The organism is Bacteroidales bacterium, assembly GCA_035299085.1.
GTDB lineage: Bacteria > Bacteroidota > Bacteroidia > Bacteroidales > UBA10428 > UBA5072.
Map to the genome: position 1 here is coordinate 73130 of DATGXG010000038.1, position 18303 is coordinate 91432.

15 protein-coding genes and 1 tRNA gene are annotated in these 18303 nt (G+C 42.3%); 8 read left to right on the plus strand and 8 right to left on the minus strand.

The window, feature by feature from the left end:
- Positions 1 to 53: 53 nt before the first annotated feature.
- Positions 54 to 908 carry a hypothetical protein gene (locus tag VK179_12480; GenBank protein HLO59554.1) on the plus strand — a complete coding sequence of 285 codons (855 nt, stop codon included), beginning with the start codon at positions 54 to 56 and terminating at the stop codon, positions 906 to 908.
- A gap of 230 nt (positions 909 to 1138) precedes the next feature.
- On the opposite strand, the gene VK179_12485 is transcribed toward VK179_12480, so the two are convergent.
- A tRNA-Arg gene (locus tag VK179_12485) sits at positions 1139 to 1212 on the minus strand.
- 221 nt (positions 1213 to 1433) lie between these two features.
- Between VK179_12485 and VK179_12490 the strand changes: the two genes are divergently transcribed.
- Positions 1434 to 2057, plus strand: coding sequence for a GyrI-like domain-containing protein (locus tag VK179_12490; protein HLO59555.1), 624 nt, complete (start codon positions 1434 to 1436; stop codon positions 2055 to 2057).
- 158 nt (positions 2058 to 2215) lie between these two features.
- Here VK179_12490 and VK179_12495 read toward each other — a convergent pair whose 3' ends face one another.
- Positions 2216 to 2971 carry a DUF4142 domain-containing protein gene (locus VK179_12495; protein HLO59556.1) on the minus strand — a complete coding sequence of 252 codons (756 nt, stop codon included), beginning with the start codon at positions 2969 to 2971 and terminating at the stop codon, positions 2216 to 2218.
- Between the two features lie 368 nt (positions 2972 to 3339).
- The gene (locus tag VK179_12500) at positions 3340 to 7446 is read right to left on the minus strand and encodes a PAS domain-containing protein (GenBank protein HLO59557.1); all 4107 of its coding nucleotides are present in this window, start codon (positions 7444 to 7446) and stop codon (positions 3340 to 3342) included.
- Between the two features lie 153 nt (positions 7447 to 7599).
- On the opposite strand from VK179_12500, the gene VK179_12505 reads away from it, so the two are divergent.
- From VK179_12505 to VK179_12515, 3 genes are read left to right on the plus strand one after another with little or no spacing between them, the layout of a single operon-like run.
- Entirely contained in the window at positions 7600 to 8289 is a 690-nt protein-coding gene (locus VK179_12505) for a tetratricopeptide repeat protein (GenBank protein HLO59558.1), read from the plus strand.
- Between the two features lie 13 nt (positions 8290 to 8302).
- Positions 8303 to 8794 carry a 6,7-dimethyl-8-ribityllumazine synthase gene (gene ribH / locus VK179_12510; GenBank protein HLO59559.1) on the plus strand — a complete coding sequence of 164 codons (492 nt, stop codon included), beginning with the start codon at positions 8303 to 8305 and terminating at the stop codon, positions 8792 to 8794.
- A gap of 15 nt (positions 8795 to 8809) precedes the next feature.
- Positions 8810 to 9943: a hypothetical protein gene (locus tag VK179_12515; GenBank protein ID HLO59560.1), complete on the plus strand. Its 1134-nt coding sequence runs from the start codon at positions 8810 to 8812 to the stop codon at positions 9941 to 9943.
- Here the strand turns inward: VK179_12515 and VK179_12520 are convergent.
- Entirely contained in the window at positions 9927 to 11255 is a 1329-nt protein-coding gene (locus VK179_12520; GenBank protein ID HLO59561.1) for a right-handed parallel beta-helix repeat-containing protein, read from the minus strand. The two genes, VK179_12515 and VK179_12520, sit on opposite strands and share 17 nt — an antisense overlap.
- A gap of 50 nt (positions 11256 to 11305) precedes the next feature.
- A complete protein-coding gene (locus VK179_12525; protein ID HLO59562.1) occupies positions 11306 to 11836 on the minus strand; it encodes a YceI family protein in 531 nt (176 codons plus the stop codon).
- A gap of 191 nt (positions 11837 to 12027) precedes the next feature.
- Between VK179_12525 and VK179_12530 the strand changes: the two genes are divergently transcribed.
- On the plus strand, positions 12028 to 13404 hold the full coding sequence (locus VK179_12530; protein ID HLO59563.1) for a T9SS type A sorting domain-containing protein: 1377 nt from the start codon (positions 12028 to 12030) through the stop codon (positions 13402 to 13404).
- A gap of 193 nt (positions 13405 to 13597) precedes the next feature.
- Here the strand turns inward: VK179_12530 and rsgA are convergent, their stop codons facing one another.
- Entirely contained in the window at positions 13598 to 14659 is a 1062-nt protein-coding gene (rsgA, locus tag VK179_12535; GenBank protein HLO59564.1) for a ribosome small subunit-dependent GTPase A, read from the minus strand.
- Positions 14660 to 14891: 232 nt separating this feature from the next.
- Between rsgA and VK179_12540 the strand changes: the two genes are divergently transcribed.
- Positions 14892 to 15581 carry a uracil-DNA glycosylase family protein gene (locus tag VK179_12540; GenBank protein ID HLO59565.1) on the plus strand — a complete coding sequence of 230 codons (690 nt, stop codon included), beginning with the start codon at positions 14892 to 14894 and terminating at the stop codon, positions 15579 to 15581.
- Between the two features lie 188 nt (positions 15582 to 15769).
- Here VK179_12540 and VK179_12545 read toward each other — a convergent pair whose 3' ends face one another.
- Together VK179_12545 and VK179_12550 are read right to left on the minus strand one after the other, a co-directional pair.
- Positions 15770 to 16468 (minus strand): amino acid racemase, encoded by a 699-nt coding sequence (locus VK179_12545; GenBank protein HLO59566.1) that lies wholly within the window; start codon positions 16466 to 16468, stop codon positions 15770 to 15772.
- Positions 16469 to 16530: 62 nt separating this feature from the next.
- Positions 16531 to 16911: a response regulator gene (locus VK179_12550; GenBank protein ID HLO59567.1), complete on the minus strand. Its 381-nt coding sequence runs from the start codon at positions 16909 to 16911 to the stop codon at positions 16531 to 16533.
- 67 nt (positions 16912 to 16978) lie between these two features.
- Between VK179_12550 and VK179_12555 the strand changes: the two genes are divergently transcribed.
- On the plus strand, positions 16979 to 18301 hold the full coding sequence (locus tag VK179_12555) for a YihY/virulence factor BrkB family protein (protein ID HLO59568.1): 1323 nt from the start codon (positions 16979 to 16981) through the stop codon (positions 18299 to 18301).
- The last annotated feature ends 2 nt before the right edge of the window (positions 18302 to 18303 follow it).

The window sequence follows — 18303 nt, forward strand, 5'->3', positions numbered from 1 at the left end:
CGTTTAATGAAGATAGAAAAAAAGTTTAACACAGAACGGATTTTTCCGGTAATTTGGATGATCCTGAAATGGTTAAATTTGAGCTTAAGAGAATACATTTTACTTCGGATCTAGGCATGACCAAAACATTACAGATTATTAAGGGAATTATGAATTTCAAAACCCTTATACTAATAATGCTATATACGTGTATCCAGGGGTGCTCAAAATCAACTGTCGATCCTATATGTTATCTTAATAAACCGAGGGATACTTACAAATATCCAATATTACCAAGATCACCAGAATGGGCATTATTAAATACCAGTGAAGAAATGGATTCGGTACTGCAGATCCCTAATCAGATATTAAAAAGTATATCTACTGAAGGGCTGGTTGAAACGTCATTACATTATCCAAGATTTTCGGATCTATATTTTAGTGATGATTATCAGAGAGCTTTTAATATTATAGAGAGTCATTTTAATGGATTTCAAGAACTTCTCAAGAGAAGTGATGCTGCGTCCGTACTTACTGAACGATATGAATTGATGGATCCTTCCTGCATCCACAATAATTATCCTTCGATTAATGGTGATGGCAGTAGTACTTCTTTTTCATTTGCTTTTATTGAAATTTTAATCGCTCAATATGAAATCCTTTCCCTACTTGAAAATGAGAATTTGCAGACTTTACTTAAAGAATGCTTATTAAAATATGAAGTGAAGAAAGATAACAATTCTTCACTTTTTACTTTAAAACATTCTTTACTAATTGCTGCAAGAATAATGTATTTCGATAATTATGATCAATTTATTCAGGAATATAATAACAATGAAAGTATTAAATTTTTTACAGATAGGGTAATGCTCCTAGATTCTACAACCCTTGATGTTATATATGACTTAGCGAAAAGATTTCCAAATTAGTTTAGGCTTAATGAATCAATTCATGTTTTCGATTCCGGAACACTGTTCTAAGAAACCACTACCCACAGGCCGGCACGCGATGGCCGCTTGTGATCACAAAAAAAGCTAAGCCATTTATATAAAAGGATGATTAGGAGTGATTACTCGCACCCACAGGCCAGCACGCCATGCCCGCTCGTGATCACAAAAATAAAATAAGCTGCCTGTCAGGGCAGCTTATTTTATTTTTGTGATTCCGGCGCGATTCGAACGCGCGACCCACAGCTTAGAAGGCTGTTGCTCTATCCAACTGAGCTACGGAACCATTTGTTAAATTTCGGGCAGGCAAAAATAATAAAAATTGGATTGAGTGATATGTGATTGTGAAAAAAGATGATACTGGATACTGGATGCTGGATGCTGGATGCCTTCGGTCCCATAGGTCGCATAGGTCGCATAGGTCCCAGGAATGAAGAATGAAGAATGAAGAATGAAAAAATGAAGAATGAAAAATGAACTACTTTTATTTAATTAACACCCTCAACCATGAAACACGAATGGAAAACGGCTGAAAAACAGTATTATTCACCGAAAAACAAACCCGAACTGGTTACCCTGCCGGCATTTAAGTTTTTCACTGTTACCGGAAAAGGAAATCCTAACGATGAATTCTTCGGCGAATACATTTCGGTTCTCTATGCCCTCTCCTACGCCATCAAAATGAGCCCTAAAAAAGGAATTGCTCCTGCAGGCTATTTCGATTATACCGTGTATCCACTTGAAGGGGTGTGGGACCTTACCGAAGAAGGCAAGAAATCATACAACGGTACAATTGATAAGAATGAGCTCGTTTTCACACTCATGATCCGCCAACCCGATTTTGTGGATGATACCTATGCAGCCCTGACTCTCGAAAGAACCAAAAAAACAAAGCCTCATAAATTACTGGATGCTGTTAAATTCGAAATTATCACCGAAGGTCCGTGCATCCAGATGCTCCACCTGGGCAGTTACGACAGCGAACCGGCTTCCTTTGCCCTTATGGAACAATTTGCTGAAAAGGAAAAACTCAAAAGACTTTGTAAAACTCACAGGGAAATATACCTCAGCGACGCAAGAAAGGTGGCAACGGAGAAGCTGAGAACAATACTGCGGTTTAAATTATACTAAACGACTCTGACAGGTCCACCGGACTCTGTCAGGTCAGTTCAAAAAAAAATTCCGGATGAGACACATCCGGAATTTGAGTGAATTTAGGTGAAATTTTTACAAGCTTACAGTTCCAAGAAAACGACGCTGACAGGTGCGACACTGTCAGGTCTGCAAGTTTACCTTCTTCTTATATACATATTCAATACCGAAGAATCAGTTCCTACATTACTTGTGTCATTGCCCGTACCTGTAGTATCATTCCCTACTCCGGTTGTGTCATTTCCTACACCCGTTGTGTCATTACCAACACCTGTGGTGTCATTACCAACACCTGTTGTGTCATTTCCAACACCTGTGGTATCATTACCCATACCGGTAGTATCAATACCAAGTGCCATTGCAATGCTGTCAGCTTTGGCAAGATGTTCGTTAATATCCGGAAGATACATGTTCACATAGCTTTTCAGACTGGCATCCTGTGTGCTGTCCTTAATAGCCTGAAACATGTTTTTGACTTTGGTGTGAGCCATAATCTGACTTTTAATGTAACTCTTGTCGAAATCACCACCATTCAGCGCTGTCAGGCTATCCCGTAAAGCACCGTTAACCGTGTCAAGATTAACCGGGAGATCAATATTTCTGCCGTTAGCCAAAGAATCCAAATCACTTTGTGATTTCTGATGATCTCTTACCATCATTGCTCCGAACGCTTTAACGAGTGTATCACCTCCCTTAAGAGTAGCAAGCTGGCCAAGGGTTATCTCAGCCAGATTTGATGCACCAATCTGTTTGATCACGCTTTCATTTTTTCCATTCGAATTCCCGTTGCCGTTGTTGTTGTTATTGTTATCATTATCATCATCCTTATTACAGGAAATCGCCACTACCAGTGCGGGTATTAACAGATACGTCAGCCAATTTTTCTTTCTCATTTCCATAACGCTTTATTATTTAGTTTGGTGTCTATTGTTCAAAAACCGTACATAACAAAGCTTTTAAATCATTTTATTGTTAACCAATGATTTATAAAAATTAACGATTCCCCCGAATGGGGAAGAATGGCAACAGGTGTAGAAGGATGCAACAGATGAAGAAGTTTGAAAGTTTGAAAAAGAAGTTTGAGGAAGAAGTTTGAAGAAGAAGTTTGAGGAAGAAGTTTGAAATGATTTCAAACAAGATTTAACTACGTCAAACGCGAAACGTCAAACAGCGAAGCCTTCAAACAGCGAAGCGTCAAACAGCGAAGCTTTCAAACGTGAAAATTCAAACGGCGAAGCCTTCAAACCTCAAACCTCATATCTCAAACTTTCTTTTTAATTTCTGTTTTAAGCTTCTGAACTTCTTCTTCGAGAATCTTCAGATCGGTTACATCAACCTGGATGCCAAGAAGTCCCGTTTCACCGGTCGTGGCCAGCACAAAGGGACATTTCATAGTGTTCAGGTACCTAATCTTTCCCTGCTGGTTTTCCTTATGTATATAAGTGGTCTCGCCTTTCTTTATGATCTCAAGCTCCTGCTTGCGCCAGCTGTCTACATCCTCATCCGGGTGATTATCATAGTCGCTTGTACCGATAATCTGCTCTGCCCGCTTGTTATACACAGAAGCCACTGCATCATTCACAACAATAAACTTACCGTTTTCATCTTTCAGAAAGACTTTCGCGGGTACTTTATTCAAAACATCAATCAGCAGCTTGCGATTCTTTTCTATGGCTTTCGTCATTTCAAGCGCATCCATTTCCATGTTCTTTATCTTAGAAATGTTCTTGCTGATGCCAAATGTACCGATGACGTTTCCTTCGGTGTCCCTTAATGGCATTTTGGTTGTGTTAACCCAGTTGAAACGACCGTCGGCCAGAACTTCCTTTTCTTCCAGATCAATGATAGCCTTTCCGGTCCTTATGATTTTCTGTTCATCTTCGAAAGCAGGCCTTGCATGTTCGTCGGAGAAGAAATCAAAATCTGATTTTCCTAAGAGTTCTTCCTTTTTATTCAATCCAAACAGGGTCAGCATCGAATTACTGAAACGAATGAATTTGCTGTCCTTATCTTTGAAATAAATACATTCAGGAACATTATCCATCAGGGCATCCATTAATGCCTTTTCTTTATTCAGATCTTCCTGAATTTTCTCATTCATCTCAAGCTGGTACCTCAGGTCTTCCTGTGTGGCCTGCATTTCCTCCAGGTTCTGCCTCAGTTCCTCTTCCTGAGCCTTCAGTTCTTCAGCGTTTTCAATAGCATCCTGCTGCAGTCGTTTGATTTTCGTGATATCCTTGCTGATCCCGAAAGTTCCAATAATTTCACCATTTGCATTGCGTAACGGCATTTTTGTTGTGTTAACCCATGTATAGCTTCCGTCGGGCATGAGGTTTTTCTCTTCCAGGTCGATAATTGCTTTACCGGTTCTTATGATGGTTTGTTCACCGTCATAAGCGGGCTGTGCATGTTCTTTTGAGAAAAAGTCGAAGTCCGATTTGCCCATCAGGTCTTCCGGTTTATCCACCTTGAACAGTTTCATCATCGATTTGCTGAAACGGAGGAAACGGCTCTCTTTATCCTTGAAATAAATGTGCTCGGGAACACTTGTCAATAAGGCATCGAGGAGGGCCTTTTCTTTCATCAGCTCTACGCTTGCCTCTTCAATTTCCTTTTGCTTGGCTTTTATTTCGTCAGCCATTTTCGTGGCTTCAAATTCTTTATGCTTGATATCCGAAATGTCGAATTGCACTCCGAACAAGCCTGTAACACCCAGGTGTTCAATATAGAACGGCTTTTTAACTGTCCTCACTATAAGCCCATCATAACGCGACGGATCCCCTTCTTCATAGCTCTGGCTCTTGCCCGACCTGATGATGTCCATTTCCTGCCTGTGGTATTCCTCAGCCTCTTCACGGGGGTAAAAATCAAAGTCGGATTTCCCGAGGATTTCATCCACAGTACGGCCGTAATTATCAGCAACAGGCTTATTGGCAATGACAAACCGGCCTTCATCATCCTTCAGGAAAATCTTTTCGGGAATTTCATTAATAAGAGAAATCAGCAGTTTCCGGTAATCTTCCATTTCCTTCATGATCTTCTGATTCCGCTCATTCTCTTCTTCCTTGAGCCTTTCCATCTGCTCATGGGTAGCCTGTAATTCTTCGATATTCTGCCTTAACTCTTCATCCTGCGCTTTCATCTCCTCGGTCTGCTGCTGGAACCTTTCGAGGTACTGGGTGGTTTGGAGATGCAGCTTAACCGTTATCAGTGCCGCAGCAATACTTTCCGCTATTTTCTCAAGGAATTCAACTTCATGCGGTTTGAAATCTTCAAATGAAGCCACTTCCAGAACGCCCAGCACTTCCTCATCTTTTTTCAACGGAACGATCAGCAGGCATTTAGCTTTCGATCCGCCCAAACCTGACGTAATGTTCATATAATCGGCAGGAAGCTTATTTGTAAGTATTGTTTTCTTTTCAAGGAGACAGTTTCCGATAAGTCCGTCACCTGCTTCTACAATTTTATTCAGGTATTTAACCCTGTCATATGCATAGGCCGCAACCAGCTTGAGGTGCTGTCTTCCTTCGTCGTATTCCTCGGTAAGGAACAAGCCGCCCTGGTTGGCTGAAAGATATTGCACTATATTGCGGATGATATTCAGCGAAAGTTTTTCCAGGTCACCCGTATCCATACGCAAAATATCATTGAACATGGCAATTCCCTGGGTTGTCCAGTTTCGGATTTCATCCTCAATGGCACGCTTTTCTTCATCAAGCCTCCTCATGATCAGGCTTTCCCTTACCTTATTGAGAGTATGCCCATACTCATCCTTTTCGCCCGAAACAGGAAACGGTTCATCAATATTGCCTTTGCTCAGCTCATTAATATAGGATGCTGTATTTTTAAGCCTTTCATTCAAAATATCCACTGAGTTGCTGATAAAACCAATCTCATCTTCTGAATCCAAATTCAGCGTATCAATGCTTTCTCCTCTTGTCAATGAGGCTACAGTGTTTTTAATCTTTGCAAGCCTTCCTGTAATTGACTTATTTATCATTCCTGACAAATAAGCCAAAATCAGAGCTATGCCAAGGGTTATGAAAACAAGAATTACCATGAACCGATGAAGAGAGGCCAGTGCATCCGACTGGTCAACCTGGGTGAGAAGCATCCAGTTCAGATCGCCTATATGAAGCGGAATATAGCTGCACAACACTTCTTCCCCGGTTTCGGTCCTGTAATTTATAAGACCCTGCTCACCCCTGATCAGCTTTGAAAAAGTTTCGGGATCAACACCCTGTACCATTGATGTGCTGCCATACCGTTTCACATCCGCTGCCATTTGAGAGACGGAGGAATGCTTTTTAAGCCTTGCAGTGTATTTTTCTTTGTTGGTTGCATATTGAGGGTCATTGTTCCTGTAAAGAAAATCTGTACCGATTATAATGGATTTCAGGCTTGCTGTGGTGCCTGTTGTTTCATGATCATAGGCCACGAGCCTGTCGAGCGTATTGTCATCAACAGCAAATACAATGGCTCCTAGCAACTGGCTTCCGCTGAACACCGGTGTTGAAATGAAACTTTCTGATTTGTACAAAGAGGGTGCATAAACTGATGCATCCGTATAGGCAATTTCACCGGACTGCTGAAGGGCAACGGCATTTTTGAATGCCATACCCAGTCCGCTGTTTTTATAAGGACCTTCAAACAGGTTAGTCGCAAAATCAAGGTTTTTCTTTAGTGAGTAGATGACATACCCGGTTTTATAATCGACAAACAGGATATCCGAAACCCCTGCCTGGCGGGCAAAACTGATCATTTCAGGATGAACGGTAGCATGAACCGAACTGTAGGTGCTTCCATCCTCGGCTTTATTCATAGCGCCTTTCAAACCAAAAGGTTTGGGATTGGCCGCAATATATAAATACTGAAATATTCGCTGTTTTGTATCATTGGGAAGAAGCGCTTTCACATTGGTTGCATTCTCTATATCAAGCGCACCGGCAATTTCAGTCTTATAATACCCTTCAACAAGGGTATTGAGCCGGTCAAGACCGGTAACTGAAGAAGAAAGGTAGTTATCGTTTTCAATATTCAGGAAGGATTCATTAAACTGGGTGAAAGCGTCAACATTGCGGGCATCGGAGGCAAACACTCTCAATTGCCGGGTAAGGCCTTCGAAATAATCATCAATATATTGTGATTTCGTTTGTGACAGTAACGAAAGCTTGTCAGCCGCTTCGCGAAGTACAATTCTTCGCTGCAGCAGGTTTACCAAAAGAAGGAGCAGTCCAATGGCTACTATCGCTCTGATCAGAAAGTTAAACCTTGCTTTCCATTTGATGCTCCAGCTTCGCGGATTAAAAACAACCATCAAAAGCTTTTTTGGTGCAATCATGGCATTGTCTTCTGCTGACCTGTTCATAGCATTATGCTTTTATTTGCGAAAATTCAATCAAAGGATTTACGAGATTAGCTGTTCAGGTGTTACCAAAATACAAAAAAATAGAGGTCGGTTCTCAGAAAATAAAGAAATTACATTACATTTGCGATCTGTCAGAAAAAAATTTTTTCACTAATGAGTAAAAAGATTGAACAGCAGAATCCCGGTGGATTTCAAAGCGTTGAAAACGCACTAAGTCGTACAGAACAATATATCGAGGAAAATCAAAAGAGCCTCACCATCATCATTCTTGCCATATTGGTAGTAGTCGGCGGATACCTGGGTTACAAGAAGTTTTATCTTGAGCCTTCCAATAAGGAAGCATTGGCCTCCATGTACATTGCCGAGAACTATTTTGAAAAGGATTCTTTTAAACTTGCCCTTGACGGTGATGGCCAGAATGAAGGCTTTCTGAATATAATTGATGATTACGGCATGACAAAAGCAGCCAACCTGGCCCATTATTATGCCGGTATCTGTTACATGCGCACCGGTCAGTTCGAAGACGCAATCGAACAACTTGAAAAATTCGATGCCGAGGATGTTATGGTAGCCACTGTTGCCCTGGGTGCCATTGGCGACTGCAACATGGAACTTGGCAACAAGAAGGAAGCTGCTGATTTTTACATGAAAGCCGGCGCCAGGAAAAAGAATTCTTTTACTTCACCGATATACCTTAAAAAAGCAGGACTTGTCCTGGAGGACCTTGGCCAGTACGATAAGGCTATGAAAGCTTTTAACCTGATCAAGAAAAACTATCCGGCCAGTGATGAGGGACGTGTAATTGACAAGTATATCACTGAACTTCAAATTAAAATGAAGTAATCTGAGGGCGAACATGGCTACCGCTCTTAAAAACCTGTCCTCTTACGATCCCGGAAACATTCCGGATGCCGGAAACATGAAATTCGGCATTGTGGTAGCTGAATGGAACAATGAAATTACCTTTTCCATGCGTGATGCGGCTATTAATTCGCTTATCAGGCATGGCGCTTCAGAAGAAAATATTGTTATAAAACATGTGCCGGGTAGTTTTGAGCTTACCCTGGCGGCACAATGGCTTGCGGATACCGAAGAGTTTGATGCCATCATTTGCCTGGGCTGCGTTATTCAGGGTGAAACCCGTCATTTCGATTTCATTTGTGACGGTGTCACCCAGGGCATTACCCGGCTGAACATGGTTTATAATATTCCGGTTATTTTTGGCGTCCTTACAACCCACACATTGGAACAGGCAAAAGACCGCTCAGGCGGAAAACATGGCAATAAAGGCGACGAAGCTGCCATTACCGCCATTAAAATGGTTGCCCTTAAAAAGGATTTCGAATAGAGAATCCGGATCAATATGAATGAAGAAAAAGAGTTTGAAGACATCCGGCCTTACTATGATCCTGAAATCAACCAGGCGCTGAACCGCATTGTGACCGTTCCTGAATTCGGAAAAATCCTCGATTTTCTTTTCCCCGATAAAAACAAAGACGAAATTATAGCCACCCTGAAAGGGATTCAGACTGCACTTGATTTTCAAAAACAGTTTATGCATCCTCTTGTCTGTTCCATTGTGAACAAGACTTCAGGGGGACTTACCACCAGCGGATTTGAAAACCTCGTTCCGGGTACTCCCTATCTTTTTGTGGGCAATCACAGGGACATCGTCCTGGATTCAGCCATTCTGCAGGTTATCCTGCTGGATTTCGGGCATGAAACTTCAGAGATCACATTCGGAAGCAACCTGATGACAAACCAGTTTATAATTGACCTGGGAAAAGTAAACAGGATGTTCAAGGTAAACCGGGGCGGAAACCGGATGGAGTTTTTCAGGAATTCGATAATTCTGTCAGAGTATATCCGATTTACCATTACATCCAAGAAAGTTTCTGCCTGGATCGCACAACGGAACGGCCGGACAAAGGACGGAGCTGACAAAACCGAGACAGGCCTTCTGAAAATGTTCAATATAACCGGATCGTGCAATTTCTATGATGATTTCAGGGAGCTGAACATTGTTCCTCTTTCCATATCCTATGAATATGAACCGTGTGCCGCCTTTAAAGTAAAGGAAATGAGTTCCGTTACCAGCGGTATACCTTATCAGAAACAACCCAATGAGGACCTGATGAGCATTATTGCGGGAATTACCCAGCCGAAAGGCAGAATTCACCTTGCCGCATGCCGGCCTGTTAATACTTTCATTGATGAAATAGAGGAATCAGCCGGTATGAATGAAAAGATCAATCAGCTGGCTTCGCTTATTGATACTGAAATATACAGGAATTACAAACTCTGGCCGTCTAACCTGGTCGCCTTTGACATGTTGAATGGAACAAATTCACTGTCAGACCGTTATAGTCCCGAAGACAAAAAGCAGTTTGAAAATTATATCCATAAAGAATTATCGGTTTTCACAGGTAACAAATCCCTTCAAAAAGAGCTTTTGCTTAAAATCTATGCCAATCCTGTGATCAACGCAGGTTTTTAAACGGTATAAGCACAGCGGCTGTATCGTATTCAACTGATGCCGGCATATTGAAGGCAGAATAAATGTTCTGCGAAAACCGCGCTCCTTTAAAGTTCCCGAAGATAAATCCATCCTGATTTCCATTGATCAGGAAAACGTTTTTACTGAATATAAATCCTTCATAATCGCCGGGTTCAAAAGATACGGCATGTTCAAAACAGGTAACCACCGTGTTATTATATGCCTCAAAGTCGCGCATGGGTTGTGCAACAGGATCACACCACATAAAAATGCCGCTGCGGCTGTTTTTAACTCCATCATTATAACTTGTATTATTCCTCATCACATTGCCTTTCCATTCAGTTGCACCGGCATACTGAAAGATACCATAACCTGCACCTTCATTATTCGCGGAAATATTATTCTGCATCACCGAATACCGTATGCCACCGTCGAAATCAAACCCTCCCCCGTCTTTGCCGTGCTCTGAGGTTTTATTGTCATGCGAAAAACAGTTTTCGATCACCACACTGTCGCACATATAGGCCCAGATGCCTACAGGACCGTTTCCTTCCCTTGGCATATCCCAGCCATTATTCATGGCTTCACAATGATGAATATATCCATTTACCACACCGGCAATCAAAATACCGCTGCCACTGTGATTATCAGTGATGGCAGGACAACCCGGGTTATTTTCAGCTTTGCAGTTCCCAATCTCAACCGAATGCATGGTTTTGAATTTGCTTCCGTCAGTTCCGTATTCCGGCTCTCCCGATTCAGCATAGATGCCCGAGAATCCGTTATCATGAGCGTATACTCCTGCTATTTTAATATGGCTGCCGCCTTTCACATGAATGCCGCTATAAAGATAACCTGATGCTTCCACACTGTCAATTTCAATGTTCCGGCTTCCTTTTATGAATAAACCATCGGTTTTATTACTGTTAAGTCGCCCTGAACCGGTGACCACGAGGTTCCGGCAAACAAATCCGAATGCATTTTCGATTATTACGGCAGCTGAATCAAACGATTGGATATAAGCCTTGCCTTTACCATAAACCCCCAGTATAACCGGCGCTTTCAAAGAGCCACCTGCATTTTTAAAAGTCAGGCTTCCGCTGAACCGGGAACCAGCCTTCAGCAAAACCTGGTCGCCGGGCTTGAGAACGATCTCATTCGTCCTGGAAAGACTTTTCCAGGGAAGACCGGGAGTTAGTCCCGGATTACTGTCATTGCCGTTTTGGGAATCGAGATAATATACGGTAGTCGCACCTGGATCGCAACCGGTAATGATACCGGCTATCCACAGGTAAAGCAAGAATTTTCTCATCCGTGCTGTTTTATATCAAATGTAATGGATGCACGGATAAAAATCAACTATCAGGCCGCCTGTTTTACAAGTTCAACGCTAAGCTGCAACTTCACTTCATCACCGGCCACAGCACCGCCGGCTTCGGTCATTACATTCCATTTCAGTCCAAAATCCTTTCGGTTTAATTTTCCTGTAAGCTCAAAACCCACCTTATCATTTCCCCATGGATCCTTCATAGCACCTCCGTATTCCACGTCGAGCACTACTTCACGGCTTATACCCCTGATTGTAATATCCCCGGTAAGTTTATAGGCATCGCCTGATTTTTTAAAGCTTTTCGATTTAAAGAATATTTTGGGATTGTGGGCTGCATCAAAGAAATCGTCTGACCTCAGGTGCTTGTCCCTGTCAGGTGCATTTGTATTAATGCTGTCCACATCGGCTGAAAATTCGACATCGGCGTCTTCAAAATTATCCGATTGCGTCACCATTTTACCTTCAAAGCGTTCAAAACTTCCTGTGACAGTGGCAATAACAAGGTGCTTCACCTTGAAAAAAATTTCACTGTGATCAGGATCGATTACCCAGGTTGTTTTCATAAGTTTCATTTATTGTTGGAAATATAACACATGAACCAGGGGGTTGTTTTTTAGTAGTTTTAGCTTTGCAATTAAGTGTCAATCACACTATTACATTAAACCGTTAGTTTGTTAAAGAAATGTTAAAAAGTTGGACTTACTCTCGTGTTCTCAATTTTCGATTGTTAAAGAAACAACTAAATTCATAAGCCATGAGAAAAAATTACCTTACGTTTTTGTTAGTTTTAAGTGGGTTTCCGTTGGCGTCACAGTTGTGGGCGCAGGATTCTTTGAAAGTAAATTTTGTGGGGCTCGACACCTCGCTCAAAGGACAAAACCTCACGTTATATTTGCGAAACCCGCAGACGGGTGTATCCAGTGATAGTTTAATGGTAATGCCTGTGGATACCACCAACTTTATGCTGGGCTTTGATTCTGTTTCACCGGGCAACTACTTTCTTGATTTTTATGTGGATGCCGACGGTAACGGAAGATTTAATACGCCTCCCGACAAATCATGGAGAGTGGAACTTGACAGCTTCCAGGGTGATACAACCATTAACTGGAATTTTGATACCAATTATGTTGATATTACCTGGCCACCGGATACAAGCGGCGGTGATACAACAGGTGTTGACACAAGCCTCTTTGAGGTTGCCATTAACTTTACCGGTTTTGCTCCGCATGTTGGACAGGATCTGTATGTATATGTAAGAGATGCCTCTAATGGTGACAAACTGGACAGCCTTGCCATTGAACCTGTGGATTCATCAGACTTTGCCGTCGTATTTGATTCCGTTCAGGGAGGTAAGAACTACAATATCGATTTCTGGGCTGACCTCGACAGCAGCGGCACTTACAATGCTCCCCCGGTTGATCATGCATGGCGTATTGAACTCATGAATCTGATGGGCGACACGGTTGTTGATTTTGCTCATAACACTGACTTTGTCGACATATTCCCCGCTGATGATACCACCGGAGGCTCGGATTCGACCCTGAATCTTACAATCAATTTTACAGGATTTGATAGCACGGTCGGTCAGAACTTCTATGTTTACCTGAGGGATCCGCAGACAAATGACTTTATGGATAGTACACTGATAACTGCGCTGGACAGCAACGATTTTACGGTTGTATTCAATAATGTGACCGTAAACCAGAATGTCAACGTCGATTTCTACAGTGATGTAAATGCCAATGGTTCATATGATGCACCACCAACTGACCATGCCTGGAGAATTCAATTGACAAACCTGACAGCCGATACAACCATCCTGTTCCTGTATGACACGGTTTATACCGATATCGGACTTGGCGGACCTATTACAGGTGTAGCCGATGCTGACGGTGAAAAGGATTTCAGTTCCTACCCCAACCCGGTACAGGATGAACTTACTGTAAGCCTCAATAAGGGCGGTACCGGCCTGAGTATTTACAGTTTAACCGGAGCACTTGTATTACACCGGAACCTGACTACAGCCGAAAGACTGGTGAAGATGAATGTTTCCGGATTGAAACCGGGAATGTATATACTGAAATTCACAAGCGAATCCGGTTCAAGTCAGAAGAAATTCCTGAAAGAATAGGTTGATTTCTGTTCTGTGATCTTATAGTATCCAATCAAAACCTGCCCGGGTTGCCGGGCAGGTTTTTTTTTACCAACCTTGACAGAGCCTTCATTGCGAGGAGCCGGGCAAATAAATGATTATAGCACAAGGTTTTGTCGACAAAGCAATCTGGCCGCTTTATCATCACGCTCCTCGCAATGACGAGCTTTTCTTAATACTTATACTTGTTGCGATACTCCTTCGCCTCACGGATCATTTTGCCGAATTGTTTGCCGAGGCGCTTTTTATCCTCAATTTTTATTTCAAAATGCTGCTGCTCTTTCAGAAGTTTTTCATAGCTGTTATAGATTTTTGCATCCAGGGTGCCATTCTGAAAGGCTTCCAACACAGCACACCCGCTTTCATTCTGGTGCCGGCAGTCGGCATACCTGCAGTTCACTGCAAGTGCATCAATGGCCGGAAACATACCCGAAGAAGTGATCTCATCCTCAAGAGCGATGCCGAATTCGCGCATACCGGGGGTATCAATGATCATGCTGCCATCAGGCAGCATAAATAGATCACGGGTTGTTGTCGTATGTTTTCCTTTGGCAGTGGAATCGCTGATTTCACGTGTCGATAGAAATACCTCATCAAGCAGCGTATTGATTATAGAACTCTTGCCCACACCTGATGAACCGATCATAATGTGTGTTTTACCGGGCTGCAATACCGGTTTAAACGACCGTTCGAATTCAGACCGGTTAATCGTACTGCAGAATATCACAGGATAATCCCGTTGCAGTCGTGCCACTTCATGGCGGTATACTTCCCGGTCTTCAACAAGGTCTTCTTTATTCAGGACAATAACCGGTTTAATTCCGCATCCTGTAACCTGTACAATATACCTGTCGAGCCTCATCAGGTTAAAATCGCGGTCAAGGCCCTGGACAATCAGGGCATAATCTACGTTTGCTGCGAGAACCTGTATTTCACTGCGGTTTCCGGGACTTTTCCTGTAAAGTGAATTCAATCTTGGGAAAACCTCCATAATGTAACCCTGTGTTTCGTAATCGAGGTAGTATACCCAGTCGCCCACCCGCGGCATTTCATCCGGTGCTGAAGCGTACATCAGTTTGCCTGACAGCTCGGCCGGAAGTTCGCCTTTTTCGGTTGCCAGGTGGTATTTAAAGCCTTTCAGAGATACTACTCTTGCCGGTTTAAAGGCAGGATCTGTGTTTTTAATATAATGGTTATTGAAAAAATCATTCCATCCGAATTGTTCGAGAATCATGGGAATAGTGATTAGTGATTAGTGACTTGTGATTAGTAACTGGTAATTGGTAATACAGTTGTCTTCAAATACTATAAATACATTTAATATCGATTGAAGAACACCGATTTACGAATTGTGAAGTTTGTATTCCGGAAGAATTACAAACTTATACTAGCAGATATCCAAACGGATGGTTAACATAGACTGCAAATATAGAAATAAATATCGCTAATTTTCCACTTTTTAAGCTATGACGTTTGCAGAAAAGGTTTTGTCGTTTTACAGGAGTGTTGATTTCAGTGAATCGCTTCCCGATGGTATCCGTATTATGAATCCATTCAGGGAAAAAAGCGGTGCTTCCGAACTTGCTGAGGCGTTCTACATGAAGTATTTCAATGACACAAATCCGCGGAGAATCCTCCTGGGTATCAATCCGGGCCGTTTTGGTGCAGGAATTACAGGCATTCCTTTTACCGATACGATCAGGCTGAATGACAATTGCGGCATTCCTTTCAACGGTTTCCGGTCTTTCGAACCATCATCCGTTTTTATCTATAATATGATCGAAGCCTGTGGCGGAGTTTCTTCTTTTTACAGCCGGTTCTTCATCAGCGCCATTTGTCCTCTTGGTTTCATTAAGCAGAATGAAAAAGGAAAATTTGTAAATTATAACTATTATGATAGCCGGGAATTAACTGATGTGGTATATGATTTCATTATTGAAACGCTCAAACAGCAGCTTGATTTCCGAATCGACCGTGAAGTAGGCTATTGCCTCGGAACAGGCAAGAATGATGCGTTTCTGAGGAAAATCAATGAAAAACACGGCTTTTTCAAAACCATCATAACGCTCGAACACCCGCGGTACATTATGCAGTACAAAGCAAAGAAGAAGGAGGAGTATGTGGAGAAATACAGTTCGTCATTGCGAGGAGCTTGAAAGATAATTGATTATAGTCAAAATCTTAAGCGACGAAGCAATCTGCCAGCACAGGCACACCCTGGCAAAAAGGAATCTATCTGGTTATGTACTGCCAGTGCGTGCAGATTGCTTCGTCGACATTAAAATCCTGCTATAATCAAAATATGTCAAGCTCCTCGCAATGACGGCGTTACCAAACGGTTCTTCTAAACCTCCTTAATCTTTTTCACAATCGCATTCACATGTATCTGAGTGGTGTTGAGCATGGGAATGCCGGCGTATTCCGGCGCCGTAAGGATCAACGGAAATTCGGTGCAGCCAAGGATCATCGAATCGATGTGGTTTTCTTTAACCATCTTCCGGATGTAATCGACAAGCAAATCACGGGTTTCATCCCTGAATATACCGAGCTCGATCTCGGAAAACAGTTTCTGGTTTATCACTTTCCGGTCTTCCGGTTCGGGGACAATTACCTGTATATTATGTTTTCCGAAAACATCCTGGTAGAATGTGCCGTTCATTGTGAAGCCGGTTCCGAGCAAACCCGGATTTTTCAATCCCATTCGTTTGACTTCTTCACAAGTGGCTTCCACAATGCTGATCAGCGGTAACGGCGAACGTTCCCTGATCCGGTCGAACAACATGTGCGGCGTATTGGCCGTAATTGCCCCGAAATCAGCACCGGCTCTTTTGAGAGCCTCAAGTTTTTCAACAAGCAGATCCACTGCCCTGTCATATTTCTTCTCCTGCATCAGGTCGAGAAATTCAGACAGGGTTACACTGTAAATGATCATCTCGGGATAATTCATAATCCCTTTGTCATTCTTGAACGCATTGATGATGGCACTGTAATAATCAAGGGTCGACTCCGGTCCCATTCCTCCTATTAGTCCCGCTTTTCTCATAACATTAAGATGGTGTTGGTTTTACCGGCTAAGTACGGACTTTTTTTCGACAATTTTACGGGTCATCGCAAGAGGTACTTTTCTATAAGGCTGAAAATTTCATTCATACTGAAGGGCTTCGACAGTACATCGGTACATCCCGATTGCATGATCACATCCCTTTCATCAATGGCTCTTGATGCAGTCTGAGCGATAATTGGTACTTCTGTGTTAAATTTCCTGATTTCGCGGGTCACCTGTTTTCCATCCATATCAGGCAGCTGAATATCCATCAACACAAGGTCATAGCTGCCATTTTTGAACTCAGAAAGGGCCCCGGTTCCTGTCTTTTCCCTTTGTACAAAAGCCTTTGTAAGCAGGAAAAGCTGGTTCAGATACAGGAAACTCATATCGTCATCTTCGACAATGAGAATTTTTTTATCAGACAGATTGGGTATTGCCATGTAAACCAAATGCTCAAATCAGCGTAAATATATATTAAAAATCGTACTTTTAACAAGCGCAAGAAGTATGAAAAGAAATATAATAACCAAGATCAGCCAGTTTTTCGAGAAAGACATCTGGAAAATATCCACAAAGGGCAAACATCCTGTAATTAACTTTTTTATAAGGCAGGGAAAAATCCTTTTTCTAGCCTTCAGAGGCTTTTACAAGGATAAGATCCAGCTTCGTTCGTCAGCCCTGTCGTTTTATACCATGTTATCGATTGTTCCCATCCTGGCCATGGTTTTTGGTATTGCGCAGGGATTCGGCCTTAAGGAAAAGCTTGCCGAATTGCTTACCGAGCGGTTAAGAGGACAACAGGAAGTGCTGAAGGTTGTGCTTAATTTTGTCGATCATTACCTCGGGCACATTAACACAGGATATATCACCGGTATTGGAGTGATCATCCTGTTCTGGTCGGTTGTAAAAGTTTTCGGTAATATTGAAAGCTCTTTTAACAACATCTGGCAGGTGAAGAAATCACGTGTTATCACCCGGCAGTTCACCGATTACATTTCTTTGATGATCATAGCTCCTGTATTTTTAATCATCGCAAGCAGTTTCAATGTTTCCAAACTGGATGTCATTTCCGACAAGCTGCCTTTCCTTCATTACCTCGATTCTATACTTAAAATCCTGGTTTCCGTTCTGTCCTATACCCTTATCTGGTTTGTATTTACGCTTATTTACATCGTAGTTCCCAATACAAAGGTAAAGTTTGTACCCGCATTATCAGCCGGTATCATTGCCGGCACACTTTTCCAGCTGCTTCAGTGGGGATATGTAAATTTTCAGTCGGCCTTGTCAAGTTACGGAGCCATTTACGGAACCTTTGCCGCTCTTCCCCTGTTCATGCTGTGGCTTGAATGGAGCTGGCTGATTGTGTTATTTGGCGCTGAAATATCCTATGCATACCAGAATGCAACCCACTATGAACAGGAAGCAGAGGAATTAAATGTAAGTCATAAAGACCGGAGGGTGCTTATGCTGCTTGTCATGCACAAGATTGTAAGGAACTTCACCGACGGGCGTGATGCGATGGATTCAGCTCAAATTGCTGAAGATCTGAATATTCCTGTAAGAATAGTCCGTGAAATTATTTACGATCTGCTTGCTGCGCGGATTATCTCAGAGACCATGAATCCCGAGATCCGCGAAGTGGCTTACCAGCCGGCTGTTGATACATCCAAAATAACAGTGAGCTATGTGATCAGTAAACTTGAGAACCTGGGACAAACCGTTCCGTTTGAAAGAGAAACCGAACAACTCAGGAAGATCAACAAAATTGTGGATTCCTTCTATGAGGACATACACAATTCACCGGAGAACACTCTTCTTAAGGAAATCTGAAG

Bases quoted from the DNA above. Each gene is read 5' to 3' on its own strand.
- VK179_12490 (HLO59555.1), top strand. From the start codon at position 1,434: ATGAAACACGAATGGAAAACGGCTGAAAAACAGTATTATTCACCGAAA.
- VK179_12495 (HLO59556.1), bottom strand. From the start codon at position 2,971: ATGAGAAAGAAAAATTGGCTGACGTATCTGTTAATACCCGCACTGGTA.
- VK179_12500 (HLO59557.1), bottom strand. From the start codon at position 7,446: ATGAACAGGTCAGCAGAAGACAATGCCATGATTGCACCAAAAAAGCTT.
- VK179_12505 (HLO59558.1), top strand. From the start codon at position 7,600: ATGAGTAAAAAGATTGAACAGCAGAATCCCGGTGGATTTCAAAGCGTT.
- ribH (HLO59559.1), top strand. From the start codon at position 8,303: ATGGCTACCGCTCTTAAAAACCTGTCCTCTTACGATCCCGGAAACATT.
- VK179_12515 (HLO59560.1), top strand. From the start codon at position 8,810: ATGAATGAAGAAAAAGAGTTTGAAGACATCCGGCCTTACTATGATCCT.
- VK179_12520 (HLO59561.1), bottom strand. From the start codon at position 11,255: ATGAGAAAATTCTTGCTTTACCTGTGGATAGCCGGTATCATTACCGGT.
- VK179_12525 (HLO59562.1), bottom strand. From the start codon at position 11,836: ATGAAAACAACCTGGGTAATCGATCCTGATCACAGTGAAATTTTTTTC.
- VK179_12530 (HLO59563.1), top strand. From the start codon at position 12,028: ATGAGAAAAAATTACCTTACGTTTTTGTTAGTTTTAAGTGGGTTTCCG.
- rsgA (HLO59564.1), bottom strand. From the start codon at position 14,659: ATGATTCTCGAACAATTCGGATGGAATGATTTTTTCAATAACCATTAT.
- VK179_12540 (HLO59565.1), top strand. From the start codon at position 14,892: ATGACGTTTGCAGAAAAGGTTTTGTCGTTTTACAGGAGTGTTGATTTC.
- VK179_12545 (HLO59566.1), bottom strand. From the start codon at position 16,468: ATGAGAAAAGCGGGACTAATAGGAGGAATGGGACCGGAGTCGACCCTT.
- VK179_12550 (HLO59567.1), bottom strand. From the start codon at position 16,911: ATGGCAATACCCAATCTGTCTGATAAAAAAATTCTCATTGTCGAAGAT.
- VK179_12555 (HLO59568.1), top strand. From the start codon at position 16,979: ATGAAAAGAAATATAATAACCAAGATCAGCCAGTTTTTCGAGAAAGAC.